This window comes from Acidimicrobiales bacterium (assembly GCA_041394185.1).
Lineage (GTDB): Bacteria > Actinomycetota > Acidimicrobiia > Acidimicrobiales > Poriferisodalaceae > JAAETH01.
In genome coordinates this window covers 105,922-125,451 of the sequence record JAWKIQ010000002.1, presented here as the reverse complement: position 1 = coordinate 125,451, position 19,530 = coordinate 105,922, and the positions used below count along the sequence as shown (strand labels likewise).

Below are 19,530 nucleotides of genomic sequence, written 5' to 3'. Positions count from 1 at the left end.
CCACTGTCGCGGTCGTCTTGTGTGACCGCAGGCTACCGAATGGCTGCGGCAGGGTCGTGCTGTACCAGCCGCGGCGGATCGAGCCTGAGGTCGAAATGGTCGAGCCCGGCCTTCTTGAGGGCCGTGTCGAGGTCTGCAGCTTCGAGGCCTGCTGAGTTGTCGTCCAATACGGTCACCCGATATCCACGATCGGTGAACCACGCGATCAGCTCGGCTCCGGACCGGGACGAGATTCTCTCGACCAGGTCGGGTGAGTACTCGAGGAACACCACCGGCTCGAACCGGTCGATGACACCTGCTGCGCCGTCGATTGCCAAACCCTCCGCGCCTTCGATGTCGATCTTCAAGACGTCGAGGGCGTCGACGCCGGCCAAAGCGTCGTCGAGCCTGACCGACCCAACCAGGTTGCGCCTGGCCAGCACTTCAGGGCTCGACCTGGCCAGAGCCAGCCGCAGCGGGCCGTTGACGATGCCGTTGGAACCAGCGGCGGTGTCGATCACCAGCACATCGGGTCGGTCGGCCACCGCCGCGTGGTGAACCGTGACATGGTCGAATCCGTTCAGCGCCGCGCTCAGCCGAACGAGGTTCGCGTTGTTGGCCAAGGCCTCGAACGCCACCACTCGACCGGTGGGCCCGACAGCTGCTGCGGCTGTCATGGTGATGATGCCGATGTTGGCCCCGCAGTCGACGAAGGTGCCGCCGGGTTCCAGAACCGTTTGCAAGGCCTCGAGCAGATGGGGTTCATATGTGCCGCTGTCGATCAGGACCTGTCCGATGGCGCCATCGCCAGAGGGAACCAGCAGGCGGTGATCGCCGCGGTCGACCTCGATCAACTCATCTCCCGACACGCCGCCCAACAACACGCGGTAGGTGTCGCTGTTGCGGAACTCGTCGGAGTGGGCGAAATACGGCAACATCTGGCGCACAGACCACTGGCCGACGTGAGCGGAGAAGAAGTCGAGTCCTGCTGGGTCTGGCTGCCGGCCGTGGAACAGCCGATACGCCGCAACGATGTCGGCGTGGGTCATCTTGTCGTCGCTGGGTGAGGCTGCCGTCAGGTCTGGCTGTGAGGGCGCCTCGCTTCCGTTCTGCTGGGCCGAGGCGACGCTGGGCGCACCACGAACGAGGCCTCTCAGGCGGGCCCTGACGGGTTCGGGCAGCCGCTGGACCAATCGAGCCGCGGTGACCTTGGCTCGGTTGATCATGGATCGATGTTCCCTGCTCTGACGTCGGCCAAGGCCTGTGTCGCAAGCCTGGTCAGCGGCCCCGGTGCCGCGATCGCGCGCCCGTCGATGGCCGAGATGCCCTGAACATCGCGGGTAGACGAGGTGAGGAACGCTTCGGTGCATTCCTGCAGGTGTTCGAACGGGATCGCCACCTCGAGTACCTCGACCCCGCCGGCAGCGAGCCCCTCGATGACCAGGGCCCGAGTAACGCCGGCCAGACATCCCGAGTCGAGCGGGGGAGTGGCCAGCCTGCCGTCGAGTTCGACGAAGATGTTGGTTCCGGTGCCCTCACACAACTGGCCTCTGGTGTTGGACATCAGGGCTTCGGTGGCGCCCGCTTCCTTGGCCCGCGCCAGAGCGACGACGTTTTCGGCGTAGCTGGTCGACTTGACCCCGGCGAGGGCGCTTCGTTCGTTGCGCGTCCACTCGACGGTTATGACCGTGGTGGTCTCGGCCCAGCCTCTGGGTGGTGCAGCGGCCACGATCAACCTCGGGGGTCCGTCGCCGCGAGCCGAACCCATCGGCCCGCTGCCTCCGGTGACCGTCATGCGGATCACGCCGACGGCGTCGTTGGCTTCGATCACCGAATTGACGGCCAGGCGCAACAGATCGTCGTCGCGGCCGATGTCGAGGCCTATGGCCCGCGCCGAGCGTCGCAGCCGGTCGAGGTGCCGCTGCAGTGCGAACGGGCTGCCGTCGACCACACCGATCGACTCGAACACGCCATCACCCACCGTGATGCCGTGGTCGGAGAAGCCGATGTTGGCCTCTGACGCGTCGACGAGTTTGTCGTCGATCCAGATCGATTCGGTTGCCACGCCTCGAAGTTACCCCCTACGCCAAGTTGAACCGTGTGCAAAGCGTTCCCTAAGAACGGCTTGGCGACCTTTCGTTTTGGGATGGCGCTGGTACGTTCGGCTTCGTGCCCCGCCAGCGACTTCGATGGACCAGAACCCCAGCCCAACGCCTGGTGCTGGCCATCAACACCGTGTTGATCACCGTTCTGGCCCTGGGCGCGGTGACTCTTGGCTACGCGGCCCAAAAGCTGGGCGCGGTCGATCGCCTCGATGTCTCGTCGGAGTTGACCGCTGCCACCGAGACCACGATGGTGTCTGCGGGTTCGCTGACCATCCTGACTCCGGAGGCGATGTCTGGCGCCTCGACCACTACCCAGGCGCCGCGCCCCGCTGGCCCGCCCGAGAACTATCTGATCGTCGGCTCCGACAACGCCGAAGACCTCGATCCCGACGATCCGGCCCTCATCGGGCGCGACGACGCTTTGGGCAATCACCTGGCCGACACCATCATGGTGCTTCGTCTCGAGCCGGCGACCGGGGCTGCCTACCTGCTGTCGATTCCGCGCGATCTCGAGGTCGACATCTGGGACACGCAGCGCAGGCTCAAGATCAATTCGGCATTCAACTTCAATGAGCCGTACGAGGATCAGGTCAAGCGCCTCATCAACACTGTCGAGGACAACTTCGACATCGCACTCCAGCACTATGTCGAGGTCGACCTGGCCGCTTTCCAGCGTCTGGTCGACGCAGTGGGAGGGGTCGAGGTGTGTTTCGCGGGCCCCACCACCAACCCCCGCACAGGCCTCGACATCAAGAGTGGCGGTTGGCAGCTGCTCGACGGCCGGACGGCGCTGTTCTGGGTGCGGTCGCGAAACGAACTGGTGCAGCAGCGCCTCGACGGCACGTGGGTCAGCATGAGCCCCCGAGCCGACCTCGACCGGATAGAGCGCCAGCAGGACTTTGTCAGGCAGATGGTCGACCAGGCGGTGTCCGATGTCGTGTCCGACCCCGGCCTGTTGCTCGAGGTGCTCGACATCGCGGCAGACGAGCTGGCGGTGTCCAACAGCTTCAGCATCGTCGGCGACGGCCGCGACCTGGCCACCTGGTTCCGCGATCTCGAAGACGAAGACCTGGTCACCATGACCCTCGACGTGTTCGACCTTCCCGTCGATGCCAGCCGCAACAACGAATACCGGCTGGGCCTGGTCGACAACGACAACAACCAGCGCATCCTCGACATCTTCCGCGGCATTCCCGTCGATGCCGTCGTGCCCAAGCGCGTCGAGGTGTCGATCCGTGCCGACGGACAAGACCAGGTCGCTTCGGATCTTGCAGGCCTGGGCTTCGAGATCGGCACGCAGTGGGCCGCAGCCGACGGTGTCGAAGGTGTAGCCATCAGGTACGGCATCGGGGGTACCGATGCTGCGAACCTCGTTGCCGCCTACCTGGACTTCGCAGTCGACTTCGTGGCGGACACGTCGCTGGCAGCCGACCAGGTGGTTCTCGAGTGGTCCGGCCCGGCGCCCGAGGTATTGGCCGTGCCGAGGCCCCTGACCGCTGTGGCACAACCGATACCGACGACCACCACGACTGCCGACGATTCGCAGGCCGCGACCACGACCACACCTGCGGTCTCGGAGTTTGAGTTCGACTGCGATGCGCCAAGACCTTGAACGAGGCCTGGCGAGGCCGACCGGGCGAGACGAAGCTTCCTGTTGAGGTACAGAGAATGATGAGCAAGATTGCGGTGATCGGCACCGGCTACGTGGGCCTGACCACGGGTGCCTGTTTCGCCCACATCGGACACGATGTGGTGTGCGCTGACATCGACGAGTCCAAGATCGAACGCCTGAATCGCGGCGAGATCCCGATTCTCGAGCCCGGCCTCGACGAACTCGTCCGCGATGGCATGGCCGAGGGCAGGCTTCGGTTCGTCGTGGGTGCAGCCGAGGCGGCCAAGGACTGCGAGTTCGCGTACTTGTGTGTGCCGACTCCCCAGGGCGAGGACGGCTCGGCAGACCTCAGCTACATCGAGGCCGCGGCAGCCGAGATCGCTCCGGTTCTTCCTTCAGGATCGGTGGTCGTCAACAAGTCGACGGTGCCCGTCGGCTCGACCCTGGTCGTAGAGCAGGCGCTCAAGCGCGACGACGTCACCGTGGTGTCCAACCCCGAGTTCTTGCGCGAGGGTTCGGCGGTGCACGACTTCCTCAACCCCGACCGCGTGGTTATCGGCACCGACGATCGGCCTACCGCAGTCAAGGTGGCCTCGCTGTTTCTCGGGCTGACCGCACCCGTGATCGTCACCGACCCCGCTTCGGCCGAGACCATCAAGTACGCGGCGAACTCGTTCCTCGCCACCAAGATCTCGTTCGTCAACGCCATGGCGGCCGTCTGTGAGGCCGTGGGCGCCGATATCAACGACGTAGTCCTCGGAATCGGCACCGATCCGCGGATAGGCAGCCAGTTTCTGAAGCCCGGACCCGGGTGGGGCGGATCTTGTTTCCCGAAAGACACCCGAGCCCTCGTGCACATCGCCGACCAGGCCGGCTACGACTTCGCGTTCTTGCGCGGTGTCATCGAGGCCAACAGCCAGCAGTTCTCGCGGGTTGCCGACCGGGTTGCCGAGATGGTCGGCGGTGATCTGGCCGGGAAGCGCATTGCCGCACTCGGCCTCACCTTCAAGGCGAACACCGACGACCTGCGCGATTCGCCGGCTCTCGAGGTCATCGCCAGGTTGCGCGAACGCGGAGCCGACGTCGTGGCCCACGATCCAGCCGTTCACCGGGACCTCGACGGAATACGTGTCGCCGAGTCTGCCTACGCTGCCGCCGAGGGTGCCGATGCCCTGGTTGTGCTGACCGAGTGGGACGAGTTCCGCTGGCTCGACTTCGCAAAGATTGCAGAGGTCATGACCTCGGCCAAGATCTACGACAGTCGCAACGTGCTGGATGCCGCTGCCGCTCGCAAGGCCGGGATCGAAATCAAGTCGCTCGGGCGGGCCTGAGCGGGTGAGCACCAGAGCCGCGCAGCATCTGCCCTGTCGAATCGTCGTCACCGGCGGTGCCGGGTTTCTGGGCTCTCATCTGTGTGACGCTCTGGTCGCCGACGGGCACACCGTCGTGGCCATCGACAACCTGGTCACTGGCAGCGTTGCCAACATCGAACACCTCTTCGGTCACGACCGGTTCCGATTCGTACGCCAAGACGTCACCAACTTCTTGTGGGTACCGGGCGAGGTCGACATCGTCTTGCACTTCGCTTCGCCCGCGTCGCCCATCGACTACCTGGAACTCCCGATCCAGACCCTGAAGGTCGGCAGCCTCGGCACCCACAACGCTCTGGGTCTGGCACGCGAGAAGAACGCCAGGTTCTTGCTGGCGAGCACCAGCGAGGTCTACGGCGACCCCGATGAACACCCCCAGACAGAGACGTACTGGGGCAACGTCAATCCGGTGGGGCTGCGCGGCTGCTACGACGAGGCCAAGCGGTTCGCGGAGGCGATGACGATGGCCTACCACCGCTCGCACGGGATCGATGTGCGCATAGTCCGTATCTTCAACACCTACGGGCCGCGGATGCGTCCAGACGACGGACGTGTGGTTTCGTCGTTCCTGGCCCAGGCGCTGCGGGGTGAGGCCCTGACCGTGTTCGGCGACGGATCGCAAACGCGCAGCTTCTGTTATGTGGACGACCTGATCGAGGGCATCGTCGGCGTGTTGTGGTCGAGTTATGTCGGGCCCGTGAATGTGGGCAACCCTGGCGAGTTCTCGATGCTGGAGTTGGCCGAAGTGGTCCGCGAGGTCACGTCCAGCCCGGTGCCGCTGTCGTTCAAGGAACTGCCACAGGACGACCCGACCAGACGACAACCAGACATCTCGTTGATAGGCGAGATCACGGGCTGGAAGCCGCGGGTCGACCTGCGCGACGGGATCGCCCGCACGGCCCAGTGGATGCGTGGCGAGTTGGTCTGAGCACGTGGCCTAGGAGAATTCGGCTCGAACACAGGGGCTGAACGCTCAGGGCGGCTCAGCCGTGGCAGCATCGCGGGCGTGCCGCGCCGCCGATCCAGGCTCACCAGGACATGAAGGTCACATTCGTCGCAGAACCGCTCTGGCATCGCGTTCCCGGAGGCACTGGCGTGGTGACCCTCGAACTGCTCGAGCGGCTGCGCGCCGCGTCAGAGGTCGAAGTCGACGCGGTGAGGGCCCGACAGATATCGCGCTCGGGTGCGGCCGAGGACGGCACCAAGCTGGCGGCCCGCGTCGATGCGGCGGGCATTAGACAGACCCTGTTGCCTCGCCCTGCGCTGTACGAGGCGTGGTCTCGATCGGGAAGGCCAGACGTCGCAGGCAAGGGCGCGCACCTGCTCCATTCGCCGATGCTCTTGGCCCCTACCTCGTCTCGGGTTCCGGTGGTGGTCACGCTGCACGACCTGGCGTGGGCAGAGCGGCCCGGCGACTTCCCGGCTCGGGCTCGTCGCCTGTACCAGCGCATGTTCGATCGTGTGGCGCGCGACGCATCTGTCGTCTTGTGTTCTTCGCGGACCACCCTGGCAGCGGCCGTGGCCGCCGGATTGCCCGAGGCCAAAGCGCGCCTGGTTCCGCTGGCGGCTCGTCGGCTGGACCCGACCGGCCCGGACCGGCCCGACATCGCCGAGCGTTTCGGGCTCGATACGCCGTTCTTGTTGTCGGTGGGCACCGCCGAGCCCAGGAAGAACCTGGGGCGGCTCGTCGCCGCCTACGCCAAGACCGGCCTGGCGCGTGAGGGTGTCGTGCTGGCGTTGGTAGGGCCGGTGGGCTGGCAGATGTCCATTGCCGAACTGCTCGACGACCTCGATCCCGAGGTGCGGGCCGCCGTGCGGCCACTCGGAGCCGTCACAGACGGCGAGCTGGCGGCCCTTTACGAGCAGTGCCTGGCCTTCATCTACCCCAGCCTGGCCGAGGGGTTCGGGCTGCCGGTTCTGGAAGCTCTCGGCGCCGGAGCTGCGGTGGTGACCAGCTCCGGTACCGCAACAGCCGAAGTAGCCGGCGAAGCGGGCGTGCTGGTCGACCCCGCCTCCGTCGACGACATTGCCACAGGCATCCGCAGGGTGGTCGACGACGCAGCCCTCAGGGACCATCTGCGTGACGCGGCTGCCACCCAACTCGCCGCCCATTCGTGGGATGCTCACATGGACGCCACTCTCGCCGCGTACCGCGAAGTGGCCAAGAGGTGAGCAGCCCGATGTTGAAGGTGGGAATCAACCTGACCTGGCTCCGGCCCGGTGAGGTAGGGGGAAGCGAGGAGTACCTGACGCGCCTGCTCGCCGGCCTGGTCAACCAGAACTCGATCGAGCCGACGCTCTATGTCTTGGAACCTTTCGTGCTGGCATACCCCCAGCTGGCAACGGCGTTTCGCACCGTCGAAGCACCCGTGTCGGGCGCCAACCGCTTTCGGCGAGTGGCCTCCGAACAGAGTTGGCTGGCGACGCGGATGGCTCGCGATGGTGTCGACGTGGCGTTCCACGCCGGGGGAACCATGCCGGTTCGGCCAGGGTTCAACCCGGCCCTGCTGGTACACGACGTCCAGTATCTGACCTATCCCCGCAACTTCTCGCGCGTGAAGCTCGCGTATCTGAAGGCCCAAATACCGCGAGGCGTGTCCCAGGCCAACATGGTCATGGCACCCACGCGCTATGTGATCGACCGCTTGTCCGGTGCATTCGGTCTCGACCCGAACAGGGCAGCGGTTGTGCCTCATCCGATCGATGCGCCGCCGACACAGGCCGTGCCCTTCGACGTCGACCGTCCGGTGATCCTGTATCCGGCGATCACCTACCCGCACAAGAACCACGTCACGTTGGTGCGCGCCCTTGCGGTGATGCGCAACGAGGCGACCTTGGTGCTTACCGGTGGCAGCGCATCGAGCGAGAACGCCATCAGGGCCGAAGTCGAGCGGTTCGGACTGGGCGATCGCGTCAAGCGTCTGGGTCGTGTGCCTGTCGCCGAGCTGGAACGCTGGTGGGCGACTGCGTCGGTGATGGCGTGCCCGTCGTTGTACGAGGGATTCGGTGCTCCCCTGGTCGAGGCGATGGTGCGCAAGGTGCCGGTGGCGGCATCGCGGGCCGCGGCGATTCCCGAAGTCGTTGGCGATGCTGCGGTTCTGGTCGATCCGCTCGACGTTGGGGCCTGGGCAGCCGCGCTCGACCGAATCATCGATGGTCAGGGCGCCGAGCTGGCCGAGCGTGGTCAGGTGCGCGCCAAGGCGTTCACGACCGAGGCCGTGACGCCTCAGCTGGTTCAAGCTCTGGTTGCGTGTCGCAATCGCTGAGCCGTACTGGGATACGGTCGAGGCTCCGCTATGAAGATCGTCGTCATCTGCCCTCACTTCGAGCCTGACGTTGCCCCGACGGGCGAGGTGATGACCCGCATCGTCCACGAGTTGGCGGCACGCGGCCACGAGTTGCACGTGTTCACGGCCCTTCCCTGGTATCTCCACCATCGGGTCGATTCCGGCTGGACCGGGCGTCTCGTTCAGACCGATGTCGTCGACTGGGGCAAGATCACACGGCTGCACCCGTTCCCGGCACCCGACAAGAACAACCTCATTCGTCGGGCTCTGTCGTTCGGGGGCTTCACCGCGTTGGCGACGCTGCGATCCGTGTGGGGGTCCAGAGCCGACGTCGTCCTGGCGATGTCACCCCCGCTGACCCTGGGTCTCGCTGGGTGGATCGCCTCGCTGACCAGAAGGTCTCCGTTCGTGTTCAACATCCAGGACGTCTACCCCGACGTCTTGGTAGAGACCGGTGCAGTAACCAGTCCCAAGGTAATCGGGGCCCTCTCGGCATTGGAGAAGTTCACCTATGCCAGGGCCGACGCGGTCACGGTGTTGTCCGAAGACCTGCGCTCGAACCTGGCAGCCAAGACCGACCCCGCGAAGCTGGAGGTGATACCCAACTTCGTGCTGACCGATGACATCGTTCCGGCAGACCGTCACAACCGCTATCGCGAAGAGCTGGGCGTTGGCGACGCAACGGTGGTCATGTATGCCGGCAACATCGGATACTCCCAGCCGCTCGAGCTGGTGGTCGCAGCCGCCCGGGCGTTCAGCCAGCGCGACGATGTGCACTTCGTGGTGAACGGTGGTGGCAGCGGCAGGGCGGCCGTCGAGCAAGCGGCGTCGGGTCTGCGCAACATCACCTTCGTCGACCTGCAGCCCAAGGAGCGCCTGCCAGAGGTATTGGCCGCCGGCGACATTCACTTGGTGTTGCTCAAGAGCGGACTGTCTGCATCGTCGGTTCCTTCGAAGACCTACTCGGTTTTTGCCGCAGGTCGCCCGCTGATCGCTTCGGTGGACGAGGGCAGCGAGGTGGCCAAGATGGTGACCGAGGCCGGTGCAGGCGTTGCCGTACCCCCCGAGAACGAGCAGGCCTTCATCGAGGCTGTCACAACACTGGTCGACGACGCTCAGCAGCGCCGCGCCGCCGGCCGAAATGCCCGCTCCTATGTCGAGGGTTTGTACTCGCCGGCCGCGATCGCCGAGCAATACGAGAAGCTGTTCGAACGACTCGCCGGTGGTACTTCTGGGCGCTAAGAGACGTGCCGCGCATGCCCGGGGTTGCCAGGCGGTAACTTGGAGCGCCGTATGGCCAAGTCCTCATCTGTCAACAAGGTCGCGCGAGCTGCTGCCACAAGCGCTCCGAAGGCATCAAGGCCCGGCGACCGCCCAATCTTCTTTCCCGTGGGGATGGCGGTTGTCGTCCTCATCGGAACGCTGTTCATCGTGCTCGCCTGGCGCGAGCGCAACGCCGGCATCCCCGACGAGAGGCCAACAACCTCGGATCACTGGCATTCGGCCTATTCGGTCAACATCTGCGGCGAGGTGCAAGAGCCCATCCCCGCCGACACCAACATCGAATTCGGCATACACACCCGCGGTGACGGACTGATCCACATAGCGCCGACGGTCGATGCCGCAACCGGCTTGAACGCCACCGTGGGCACGTTCTTCCTCGAGAGCGGTGGCGTCATCAGCGACACCAGGCTCAGCATCAACGGCATCGACGTCAACGAGGCTGAGACGCTCTGCAACGACCAAGAGTCAGAGCTCTTGATCCTCAAGTGGGTCAGGGCCGACACCGAGCGGCCGCTGGTCATCGCCGAGGGTCTGGGCGCCGTGCGTTTCGACCAGAACGATCCGAACGAGGGTCAGCTGTTCACGTTTGCTCTCGTCGAAAAGGACGCCGACCTCGACTACGACGCCCTGCGTCCTGACACCACGCTGCTCGACGACTACATCGATGGCGATCCGCCGGCCGAGGAGCCCATCGTGGCCGACGAGTCGACCGAAACCACCGACACCTCCGAAGGCTGATCGCATGAAGGCTCTGGTACTGGTCGGCGGGTTCGGCACCAGGCTTCGGCCGCTCACCCTCTCCAGGCCCAAACAGATGTTGCCCATCGCCGGCAGCCCCATGATCGAGTGGGTGGTGGGCCGGCTTGGCGACTTCGGAGTGGACGAGGTCGTGCTGAGTCTGGGATACCGACCCGACGCCTTCGTAGAGGCCTACCCCGATCAGGTGTGCGCCGGCGTCGCGCTGCGTTATGTGACCGAGCCCGAGCCGCTCGGTACCGCCGGAGCCGTCCGTTTCGCCGCCGTTGAAGCCGGGGTCGACGAGACCTTCCTGGTTCTCAACGGAGACGTCCTGACCAACCTCGATATCGGTGCGCTGATCCAGTTCCATCGCGACGCCGGCGCCGAGGGCACCATCGCGCTGCAGCGCGTCGACGATCCGTCGGCCTTTGGAGTGGTGCCCACCGACGACGACGGCCGGGTCGTTGCCTTCGTCGAGAAACCTCCACGAGATGAGGCTCCCACCGACTTCATCAACGCCGGTACCTACGTTCTCGAGCCCTCTGTCATCGACACCATTCCCGAGGGTCGCCAGGTGTCGATAGAGCGCGAAACCTTTCCGGCACTGGTCGAGCGTGGCTCGCTGTACGCCATGGCTGCCGATACCTATTGGCTCGACACCGGCACGCCCGAGCTCTACATCAGGGCCAACCTCGACGTCATCACCGGAAGGCGGCAGGGCGCGTCCGCGGTGGCGGTCCAAGGCGACGTAGCCGATTCTGCACGAGTCGTCGAAAGTGTTGTCGGAACAGGCTCGACCATCGCATCTGGAGCCTCGGTTTCGGGTTCGGTGATCATGAACGAGGTTTCGGTCGGAGTCGACGCCGTGGTGGCCGACTCGATCCTGATGGACGGCGTCGTCGTGGGCGCCGGGGCCGAGATCGTCGACGGGTCGGTCATCGGCGCCGGACAACACATCGAGGCCGGCCGGCGAGTGGCCGCGGAACGTATTCCGCCGCCGGAGTGACAGTGGCAAGCATGTCGATGGCGGGGGTCGCATGGCACGTGTGATGGTCACCGGAGCAGCCGGGTTCATCGGCTCGCACCTGGTCGATCGGCTCATAGCCGATGGGCACCAGGTCGACGCCATCGACAACCTCTCGGTCGGGAGTTTGTCCAATCTCGCCCAGGCGCGATCTGCAGGCGGTCTCAGCTTCCACAAGATCGATGTTCGGGTCCCCGAGTTCGTCGATCTGGTGGGCCATCGCAAGCCCGATCTGATCTGGCATCTCGCCGGCCACGTCGACCGTCCTGGTTCACTACACGATCCGGTCTTCGACGCCGACGTGAACGTGCTCGGCACGCTCAACGTGCTCGAGGCGGTGCGCATGCACGAGATCGCCCGTATCGGGCTGGCGGTTCAGGGGCTGTTCAGACGTGACTCTGACGTAACCGGTCGCACCATCGTCGGTCAGGCTCCGACCATGCCGAGCCACATAGCGGTCGAGGCGCAGGTCGACTACATGCGGGTACATGGTGATGTCTATGGCCTCGACTGCCGCGTGGTTGCGCTGTCCAACGTCTACGGACCCCGTCAGGCCGCTACCGGCAACGGGCCGTGTGTCGCCAGCTTCGTAAAGCGTGCGCTGGCGGGCGAGGCGCCTGTGGTTCACGGCGACGGCAAACAGGCGCGCGACTTCTTGCATGTGCGCGACGCCGTCGACGCCATCGTCAAGGCGTCCGACATCGACGCCGGCGCGATCGTGGCGGTTGGTACCGGTCGTCTGACCCGGGTGCTCGATGTGGCCAAGGCGGTGTGCGAACTGGTCGACCGCGAGATCGAGCCGGCATTCGGTCCGGCCAGGCGCCTCGACCGGGCAGGCTTGGCATTCCCGACCGACGAGGCGTACAGGCGCCTCGGATGGCGGCCGGCCGTCGAAGTCGACGAGGGCCTGGCTGAGTTGGTCGAGCTGGCCAGGCGCTGAGCGACCAGCTCGGTCCCAGGTCAGCGAAACAGGTCTTCGGCGGGGGCTCTGACGATCTCGTCCACCACCGACGACGTCCTGAACCACGAGCGATCGACTCCGCGGATCAGGGCCACGGGCACACCGGTGGCCTTGCCGCACACCAGATCTGCCGCCGAAGCCAACTCGTCGACGACACAAACCTCGGTGACCTGCAGCTCGCGGCCCAGTGAGTCGTTGGTGCCCTTCAGGTCGAGAATGGCGCCGATGCCTGCGCAACCGATGGCCACGTCGGTCAGACCGCGGCGCCATGGCCTTCCGAACGTGTCGGAGATGATGACGGCCGTATCCACGCCGTGCACGCCCATCAGACGGTCGCGAATTCGCCGCGCCGATCGGTCGGAGTCCTCGGGCAACAGGGCGGCCTGGCCGCGGTCGACGTTCGACAGATCGATGCCGGCATTGGCGCACACGAAACCGTGTTTGGTTTCGCTGATGATGAGGTCACCGCGACGTCGCAGGATGCGCACCGACTCTCGTTCGACTATCGGCTTGTGGCTGAGCGGGTCGGACGGGTCCACCTCGACCATGGCTCCCTCGGCCTTGGACACGATCTTTTGTGTTACCACCAGCACGTCGCCGTCGAGCAGGCCATGCTCGGTCTGTTCGCATGCCTGGACGATGGCCGAGGCGATGTCGTCGCCCCGCCGTATCTCGGGGATGCCAGCGATGGGGAAGATCTGAAGTGCGCCGGTCAAGTCGACCTCCGTCCTTGAATGGTTGCAAGCGTGGTTGCCGCCAAGGCTGCCGCCACGTCGGGCTCGGACATGATGGTGTCGGTGAAGACACACGTCATGCCCAGCTCGCGAATGGGCTCGGCGAGGGCCGCGTCGATCTCGTCGATCACCAGCGAAGAGGCGAACGGCTGGTACATGTGCGCTACTCCCAGTGCCGTCGGCTCGTGACCCAACTCGACCAGCATCCGGTCGGCCGGGCCCTTCAGGGCCTTGCCCCCGACGATCGGTGAGATCGCCCCCACGTGTTGTCTCCTGCTGACCAGGGCCTCGCGGATGCCGGGCACTGCCAGCACCGGACCGATCGACACGATGGGGTTCGAGGGCGCGATCACGATGCTGTGGGCGTTGGCGATGGCATCGAGCACACCGGGCGCCGGCGACGAGGTGTCAGCGCCTGCAAACCGAACGGCGTCGACCGCGACGCTGTGCCGGCGGGCGACGAAATAGTCCTGGAACGAGATCTCGCCCTCTCCCTCGACGGCGACCATGGTCTGGATCGCGTGTTCGCTGGCGGGCAGAACCGTGGTTCGCAGCCCCAGCGCAGCGGTGACTTCGGAGGTGATCTGGGCCAGGCCAGCCCCGTCGGCGGTGCGTTGGGTGCGGTACAAGTGCACGGCCAGGTCGCGGTCGCCCAAGCTGAACCAGGTCTGGCCGCCAAGCCTCTCCAGCTCTTCCTTGACAGTCCACGTCTCGCCGGCGCGTCCCCAGCCGGTTTCGGGATTGACCAGCCCGGCGAGGGTGTAGGTAACGGTGTCCAGGTCTGGGCAGATCCGTAGGCCGTGCAGCACGAAGTCGTCGGCCACATTGACGATGGCGGTGTCGTCGCGAAACGCGTCGCCGCGATGAAGCGCCAGACCGCGAAGGAACTTGGCGGCGCCGACGCCACCGGCGATGGTTACGACCGAGTCGGATTGCACGGCTGGGAGCCTACGCGCCGCCGGCTCGCAGGCCAGACAACACCGTCTCGCAGAACGCTACGTAGCGACCTATCACCGCTTCCCATGCGAATACTTGCTCGGTGTAGCGCCTGCCGTTGGCCGCCAGAAGGGCTCTGAGGTCCGGGTCGCCCATCAGCCGATCGAGCGCGGCCTCGAACGTGGGGTAGTCGCCGAACCACAATCCGCCGCGGGCTCGGTGGGCGTGCTCGACGGTTGCCCCGCACTGGGCATTCACCAACACCGCTGTGTCGGCCAGCCAGGCCTCGAGGATCACCATCGAGAACGACTCCATCGCCGAGGGCGATATCGACACTTCGGCACCGCGCACCAGCGCCCACTTGGTCGCCTCGTCGACGGCGTCGGTCATCACCACATCGGGATGGGGGTCGAGTTTCTCGCTGGCGGGTCCTACGAACACCAGCGCCAGGGGGCTCGGACGGCGCCGCTTGTACTCGCGGAAAAACGCGTCGAGGGCACGGGCACCCTTGCCGTTCTCGACACGCCCCACGCACACGACGTAGGGCCTGTCGGACAGGCCGAAGCGATCCCTGGCCTCGTCGACATCGCCCTGGTCGTCTGGCACGTCGATTCCCAGGCCCAGCGTGACGCTCGGCTTGTGTACGACGGGAAAGAACCGTTCGGCCAACTCGCGTTCGGCGTCGGTGTAGTACGACAGAGCGCCAGCGGCGGTGTACATCTGCTGGACCAGGTCGAGGCGCAGCGCGGCCTCGTCATGGGCGGCGCCGTGCAGTATCGCTCTTTTTCCGATGATGGGTACACCGCGGATCGAGGGCCAGAACAGGTAGGGCGAGAACGCGATCAGGTCGGCGTCGGACGCCTCGGCGGCTTCGATGACGTCTGGGCACACCGGACCCTGCTGGTCGACGAACATCGCCTCGCCGATGGCGTCGAGGCTGGTGGGCGAGTAGTCGACGCGCGTAGCGATGTGGTGCCATTCGGGGTCGCGGCCCGACTTCGATTCGAACCGGTTGACCGTCACACCATTGAAGCTCGACAGGCCCGGTGTCTCGACGTCTTCCCAGGTGATGGCCGACCGGGCGCACGTGGTGAACACCTCGACCTCCCAGCCCTCGAAGGCCACCAGGCGCTCGCCGATCATGCGCATCGCCTTTTCGGCGCCGCCGACGGCGTCGTCGCCGTAGCGGGGTACCACGATGCCGAGCTTCATAGAGCGTCCTCCGAGGTCACAGCATCGAGCAATTCGAGTGCGGCCAAGAAGGCGTCGACCGCCCTGTCGGCCGAGAATGCCTCGGCTCGCCGGCTGCCGGCTGCGGCTAGTGAAGCCGCCAGCTCTGGCGAGCCCAGCACCCGGTCGAGAGCGGTGGAGACCGTCGCCGGATCCTTCACCGGCAGCAGCAGGGCGGCGCCGTCGACGGTTTCTGGCACAGCCGACGACGCGTACGCCACAACGGGCAGGCGTCTGGCCATCGCCTCGATCAGCGGAACGCCGAAGCCTTCGTGGTCTGACAGGCAGCACAACACGTCGGCCTGCGCGTACTCGACTTCGAGTTGTGCATCGTCGACCGGGCCGACGAACACCACGTTTCGAGCCAGGTCCAACCCGGCCACCATGCGCTCGAGAGCGGTCTTGTAGCGGTCGGATGCCGAGGCTCCGACCAGTCTGAGCTGCACCGACGGACGCTGCTGCACCAGGAGCGCAATCGCTTTGATCAGGTCGTGCTGGGCCTTGTTGGGAGCGATTCGGCCTACGAACAGGACGACCTCTGAGTTGCGACCGCCCGAGTGTTCGGCACGCGAGACCGAAGGCGGATCGAACACGATTGGCGCCACCGCAGTAGACGCGAACCCGAGTCGCTCGAGTTCGAGGCGGTTGTATTCGGAGTCGCCGATTCCCAGCCGACTGGAACGCGCCAGCGATTCGAGCTGGCGACGAGCAAGGGTCAGCTGGTGGACCTGTTCTGGGTCCCAAGGTGCCATCAGCTCGAGCGGGGTCAGGTTGTGATGAACCGTCACCAGCGGCTCGGACCTGGCGATGAGGGTTTCGACGACGGCCGAGCCCGTGGCCATGTGGTACACGTTCACCGCGTGCGGGTCGACAGGCCCCAGCGTCGAAACCGGCCGGGTGTGCGCAGCGGTCTCGGGCCTGGTCTCCTCGACGAACACGGGTGCGTCGAATCCGCGCAACCCCAGCTCGCGCGAAAGCCTCAGAACTTGGCCCCCCACCGCGTCTCGTGGGTAAACGGCTGGTACGAACTGGCGAATGGTGCGCAGGGCGCTCATCGTGCTGCGCCGATCGTCGCCTCGATTACCTCTGTCCAGGCCCTCCTGGTGTTGTCCAGGCTGAAGTGTTCTGCTCTGGATCGACCCCTGGTGCGCATCTGCTGGGCCAGATCGGGAGTGCTGACGACCCTGGCAACGGCATCGGCGACGATGTCGGGTGACTTGGACGTAAGCAACAGGCCGGCATCGCCGAGGGTCCCGGCAACGGCCGTCGAGTCGAATGCGATAACCGGGACGCCGTGGTGCATCGCCTCGATCAGGGGCACACAGAACCCTTCGTGGTCGGACACGCATACGAACACGTCGGCCAGCGCGTACTGGGACGCCAGCTCGTCGTCGCTGACCCCGTCGTGGATCTTGACCGCCCTCTCGAGACCCAGATGTTCGACATAGTCCTTCATCGCCTGGGCGTACGAGCCAAAGGTCGCCGACCCCACCAGGTGGAGCTCGGCGAGCGGATCGTGCCTCTGCCGCAGCACCGACAGCATCGCGACCAGCTCGTGTTGGGCCTTGTTGGGCGCCAGGCGGCCCACGAACAACACCCGGGTGGGCGACCCGTTCGGCTTGGTCGCATCGACGTGCTGTAGGCGTCCGGGTTCGAACATCACCGGGATTGTCGTCGTGTTCGGATAGTCCAGAACGTCGACTTCGTGGCGGTTGTAGTCGGAGTCGCACACAGCGACGTCTGTGATCGACGCATACCGCGACAGCTGGTCGCGCCCCAGCGTTATCTCGGCGCCGACGTCGCCCGACCATCGCTCCAGCAATTCGATGGGAGTGATGTTGTGGTAGACGAGGATGCGTCCGCCGAGCCTGGCCTCGTACGCGTCTCCGGCCACTCCGCCGATCGAATGGTGATAGATGCACCAGTTCTCGTCGTCTGGCAGCTCGGTGAGCGGACGTGCGATGTTCATCAGCTCCCAGTGGATGTTGGCCGCGTACAGGCGCGCGTCATGCCCCATGTCGAGCAATAGCTGGTGGAGCTCGAGGGTGCTGTTGCCCACGGCATCGCGGGGGCTCAGCGTGGGGAGGAACTGGTGGACGACGGCCATCGCGATCTCAGGCGATGGACGCTACGACGACGAGGGCCTGCCCGACTCGCTGGACTGTTTCGGAGCGACAACCCAGGCGTTCGAACACAGCGCGCCACGTGTCTTCGGACCAGGGCCGACCCGGTGCCAGATCGATGGCGACCCCTGTGGCGTTGTCGGCCCACGCGTCCGGCTCGGCGGCTGCGACGATCAGGCGACCGCCGGGGCCGATGCAGCGAACCGCCTCGTACACCAGGGCCATTCGCTCGACCGCTCCACTGGTGTCGACCCGCGAGTTGGCAATCACCACGGCGCCCAACGCATGGTCGGCGATGCGGCGCAGGTGATCGAGCGCCGGCTCGTGCCTGACCTCGCCGTGATGAACATCGCCCAGGGGCGAGACCGTATAGGCGTCACAGCCGGCATCGCGCACTGCAATGGCCTGCGCCTCGTCGACTCCGATCATCAGCACTCGGCCGATGGCACCTGCCGCAGCACCCGCAACCGCTTCGACCACCTGCGGGTCGAGGGCGGGCGCGGGGCAACCACCACGACCGATCTCGGCCAGCAGTTCGGCCGCGGGTCCTGACGAGGTCTCGAGCGAGGCAACCCGGTTGGTCAAGGCCTGCTGGGCCTCGTGCAGCATCCTCAGAGGCCGGGTGACCTGGATGCCCAGGGTCGTCACCTGTCTGGCCACGTGGAGGTGGTACCAGGCGGTGCCCCGCTTGATGGCCTCTTTCACATAGTGAAATGGCTTGCGGCTTGCGTCGGTCGGGACTTCGACGTTGATGAACGAGGCTGACTCGACCGCCCTGATGGCTCCGTCGATTCCGGTGCGTCGATATGTCAACGGGGCAAATCGGTCGAACTCGGCGTCGAGACGCTCGAGAGTCTCGACCGAGAACTCGCCCGAATCGCGGCGGCGTTGAGCCTCGGCCACGATCTCGTCGACGATGGCTGAGAAATCAAGATCGCTCACAGGCGGCGAGAGTAGTTCGTGCTGGTCTAGCTTCTGCGCCGTGCGGGTAGGAATCGACGTGACACCGCTTCTGGGCGACCGCACCGGCATCGGGAATGTGGTCGCCGGTTGGTACGAGGGGCTTTCCTCTCGGGGCGACGTCGACCTGGTTCCCTTCACGGTCTCTGGCCGCGACCGCAGCGGGGCCGGCGTGGGCGCCGTGTCCTTGCCGCTGCCGGCCGGCATAGCTCACCGGTTGTGGTGGGCGTTCGATCGCCCGCGCTCGGATGGCCGCCTGGGTCATCCAGACCTGGTCCACGGCACCAACTATCTGGTGCCGCCCTCCCGATCGGCAAGGCTGGTCTCGGTCTATGACCTGTCGTTCGTTCACGACCCGGCCGCTGCGGGCGATCAGGTTGCGCGGTTCGACCGCTACGTTGGCCGGGCGATCGATCGTGGCGCCGCGGTGCACACCACCTCGCGCCACGTGGCCGGCGAACTCGCCGAACGCTACGGCGTGAGCGCCCATGTGGTGATGCCGGGCCTGGATGCGGCACCGCCAGTCGCAGGCCACGCTTCTTCTGAGCACGGCGGACCCCCGACGATCGTGGCCATCGGCACAGCCACGCGACGCAAGAACTTCCCGCTTCTCGTCGCGGCCTACTCGCTGGTTGCCCGGCAGGTCCCGGATGTGCGTCTGGTCATCGCAGGCGGCGATTCGGACGACTCACAAAACCTGCGCTCGGCGGTGGCCCATCTGTCGCCCGAGCTCTCGAGCCGCGTCGAGTTGGTGGGCAGGGTCGCCGATACCGAGCCGCTCTATCGGAGGGCGACCGTGCTGGCGCACCCGAGCAGCTACGAAGGTTTCGGTATTCCGGTGTTGGAGGCCATGGCCAGGGGCGTTCCGGTTGTGGCAGCGGCTGGTGGTGCCGTGCCCGAGGTCGCCGGTGATGCGGCCGATGTTGTTCCCGTCGACGATGTCGACAGCCTGGCCGCTGCATTGGTGCGGGTCATCGACGATGACATGCACCGCGCCGGGCTGATCGATGCGGGTCATCAGCGAGCCATGGCGTTTTCGTGGGAGTCGTCGGTAGCCGAGATGGTCGATCTGTACCGCGCCATATCGGGTTGATATCGCGAAGCGTGGCAAGCTCCGCGTCTAGGCGGACGGGTATGCGCCCCAACCGGCGAAAGGCAACCTACTCTTAGGCCCTCGTCTGCTTCGT

Annotated in this window: 18 protein-coding genes; 10 read left to right on the top strand and 8 right to left on the bottom strand. The window is 65.8% G+C overall.

Features of this window, described 5'->3' with window-relative positions; genetic code table 11:
• Window positions 1-32: 32 nt before the first annotated feature.
• Together R2770_08110 and R2770_08105 are read right to left on the bottom strand one after the other, a co-directional pair.
• Window positions 33-1,205 (bottom strand): FkbM family methyltransferase, encoded by a 1,173-nt coding sequence (locus tag R2770_08110; GenBank protein MEZ5280424.1) that lies wholly within the window; start codon window positions 1,203-1,205, stop codon window positions 33-35.
• On the bottom strand, window positions 1,202-2,044 hold the full coding sequence (locus R2770_08105; GenBank protein ID MEZ5280423.1) for an aminotransferase class IV: 843 nt from the start codon (window positions 2,042-2,044) through the stop codon (window positions 1,202-1,204). Before R2770_08105 ends, R2770_08110 begins: the two co-directional genes overlap by 4 nt.
• 104 nt (window positions 2,045-2,148) lie before the next feature.
• Here R2770_08105 and R2770_08100 point away from each other — a divergent pair, with 104 nt between their 5' ends.
• The 9 genes from R2770_08100 (at window position 2,149) to R2770_08060 (ending at window position 12,339) form a co-directional block, all read left to right on the top strand.
• Complete coding sequence (locus R2770_08100; GenBank protein ID MEZ5280422.1) at window positions 2,149-3,696, top strand: LCP family protein; 1,548 nt, start codon at window positions 2,149-2,151, stop codon at window positions 3,694-3,696.
• A 56-nt stretch (window positions 3,697-3,752) separates the two neighbouring features.
• Entirely contained in the window at window positions 3,753-5,027 is a 1,275-nt protein-coding gene (locus tag R2770_08095) for a UDP-glucose/GDP-mannose dehydrogenase family protein (GenBank protein MEZ5280421.1), read from the top strand.
• Window positions 5,028-5,031: 4 nt separating this feature from the next.
• Complete coding sequence (locus R2770_08090; GenBank protein ID MEZ5280420.1) at window positions 5,032-5,994, top strand: UDP-glucuronic acid decarboxylase family protein; 963 nt, start codon at window positions 5,032-5,034, stop codon at window positions 5,992-5,994.
• Window positions 5,995-6,104: 110 nt separating this feature from the next.
• A complete protein-coding gene (locus R2770_08085) occupies window positions 6,105-7,238 on the top strand; it encodes a glycosyltransferase family 1 protein (protein MEZ5280419.1) in 1,134 nt (377 codons plus the stop codon).
• A gap of 8 nt (window positions 7,239-7,246) precedes the next feature.
• Window positions 7,247-8,332, top strand: coding sequence for a glycosyltransferase family 1 protein (locus R2770_08080; GenBank protein ID MEZ5280418.1), 1,086 nt, complete (start codon window positions 7,247-7,249; stop codon window positions 8,330-8,332).
• A 30-nt stretch (window positions 8,333-8,362) separates the two neighbouring features.
• On the top strand, window positions 8,363-9,595 hold the full coding sequence (locus R2770_08075; protein ID MEZ5280417.1) for a glycosyltransferase family 4 protein: 1,233 nt from the start codon (window positions 8,363-8,365) through the stop codon (window positions 9,593-9,595).
• 147 nt (window positions 9,596-9,742) lie between these two features.
• Window positions 9,743-10,375: a hypothetical protein gene (locus R2770_08070; GenBank protein MEZ5280416.1), complete on the top strand. Its 633-nt coding sequence runs from the start codon at window positions 9,743-9,745 to the stop codon at window positions 10,373-10,375.
• 4 nt (window positions 10,376-10,379) lie between these two features.
• On the top strand, window positions 10,380-11,381 hold the full coding sequence (locus tag R2770_08065; protein ID MEZ5280415.1) for an NDP-sugar synthase: 1,002 nt from the start codon (window positions 10,380-10,382) through the stop codon (window positions 11,379-11,381).
• A 31-nt stretch (window positions 11,382-11,412) separates the two neighbouring features.
• Window positions 11,413-12,339, top strand: a complete 927-nt coding sequence (locus tag R2770_08060; GenBank protein ID MEZ5280414.1) for a GDP-mannose 4,6-dehydratase — start codon at window positions 11,413-11,415, stop codon at window positions 12,337-12,339.
• A 20-nt stretch (window positions 12,340-12,359) separates the two neighbouring features.
• Here the strand turns inward: R2770_08060 and cofE are convergent, their stop codons facing one another.
• Genes cofE through R2770_08030 form a run of 6 tightly spaced genes read right to left on the bottom strand, consistent with a single transcriptional unit; the run spans window position 12,360 to window position 18,325 of the window.
• Window positions 12,360-13,076 (bottom strand): coenzyme F420-0:L-glutamate ligase, encoded by a 717-nt coding sequence (gene cofE / locus R2770_08055; GenBank protein ID MEZ5280413.1) that lies wholly within the window; start codon window positions 13,074-13,076, stop codon window positions 12,360-12,362.
• Window positions 13,073-14,032 carry a 2-phospho-L-lactate transferase gene (gene cofD, locus R2770_08050; GenBank protein ID MEZ5280412.1) on the bottom strand — a complete coding sequence of 320 codons (960 nt, stop codon included), beginning with the start codon at window positions 14,030-14,032 and terminating at the stop codon, window positions 13,073-13,075. The genes cofE and cofD overlap by 4 nt, the downstream gene beginning before the upstream one ends.
• Before the next feature lie 10 nt (window positions 14,033-14,042).
• A complete protein-coding gene (locus R2770_08045; protein MEZ5280411.1) occupies window positions 14,043-15,242 on the bottom strand; it encodes a glycosyltransferase family 4 protein in 1,200 nt (399 codons plus the stop codon).
• Window positions 15,239-16,315, bottom strand: a complete 1,077-nt coding sequence (locus tag R2770_08040) for a glycosyltransferase family 4 protein (GenBank protein ID MEZ5280410.1) — start codon at window positions 16,313-16,315, stop codon at window positions 15,239-15,241. Before R2770_08040 ends, R2770_08045 begins: the two co-directional genes overlap by 4 nt.
• On the bottom strand, window positions 16,312-17,367 hold the full coding sequence (locus tag R2770_08035) for a glycosyltransferase (GenBank protein ID MEZ5280409.1): 1,056 nt from the start codon (window positions 17,365-17,367) through the stop codon (window positions 16,312-16,314). The genes R2770_08040 and R2770_08035 overlap by 4 nt, the downstream gene beginning before the upstream one ends.
• 7 nt (window positions 17,368-17,374) lie before the next feature.
• Window positions 17,375-18,325, bottom strand: coding sequence for a hypothetical protein (locus tag R2770_08030; GenBank protein ID MEZ5280408.1), 951 nt, complete (start codon window positions 18,323-18,325; stop codon window positions 17,375-17,377).
• A gap of 40 nt (window positions 18,326-18,365) precedes the next feature.
• Here R2770_08030 and R2770_08025 point away from each other — a divergent pair, with 40 nt between their 5' ends.
• The gene (locus tag R2770_08025; protein ID MEZ5280407.1) at window positions 18,366-19,436 is read left to right on the top strand and encodes a glycosyltransferase family 1 protein; all 1,071 of its coding nucleotides are present in this window, start codon (window positions 18,366-18,368) and stop codon (window positions 19,434-19,436) included.
• The last annotated feature ends 94 nt before the right edge of the window (window positions 19,437-19,530 follow it).

Excerpts from the sequence above, each read along its gene's own strand:
- R2770_08110 (MEZ5280424.1), bottom strand. The coding sequence starts at position 1,205 with ATGATCAACCGAGCCAAGGTCACCGCGGCTCGATTGGTCCAGCGGCTG.
- R2770_08035 (MEZ5280409.1), bottom strand. The coding sequence starts at position 17,367 with ATGGCCGTCGTCCACCAGTTCCTCCCCACGCTGAGCCCCCGCGATGCC.
- R2770_08095 (MEZ5280421.1), top strand. The coding sequence starts at position 3,753 with ATGATGAGCAAGATTGCGGTGATCGGCACCGGCTACGTGGGCCTGACC.
- R2770_08060 (MEZ5280414.1), top strand. The coding sequence starts at position 11,413 with ATGGCACGTGTGATGGTCACCGGAGCAGCCGGGTTCATCGGCTCGCAC.
- R2770_08045 (MEZ5280411.1), bottom strand. The coding sequence starts at position 15,242 with ATGAAGCTCGGCATCGTGGTACCCCGCTACGGCGACGACGCCGTCGGC.
- R2770_08065 (MEZ5280415.1), top strand. The coding sequence starts at position 10,380 with ATGAAGGCTCTGGTACTGGTCGGCGGGTTCGGCACCAGGCTTCGGCCG.
- R2770_08080 (MEZ5280418.1), top strand. The coding sequence starts at position 7,247 with ATGTTGAAGGTGGGAATCAACCTGACCTGGCTCCGGCCCGGTGAGGTA.
- R2770_08040 (MEZ5280410.1), bottom strand. The coding sequence starts at position 16,315 with ATGAGCGCCCTGCGCACCATTCGCCAGTTCGTACCAGCCGTTTACCCA.
- R2770_08085 (MEZ5280419.1), top strand. The coding sequence starts at position 6,105 with ATGAAGGTCACATTCGTCGCAGAACCGCTCTGGCATCGCGTTCCCGGA.
- R2770_08075 (MEZ5280417.1), top strand. The coding sequence starts at position 8,363 with ATGAAGATCGTCGTCATCTGCCCTCACTTCGAGCCTGACGTTGCCCCG.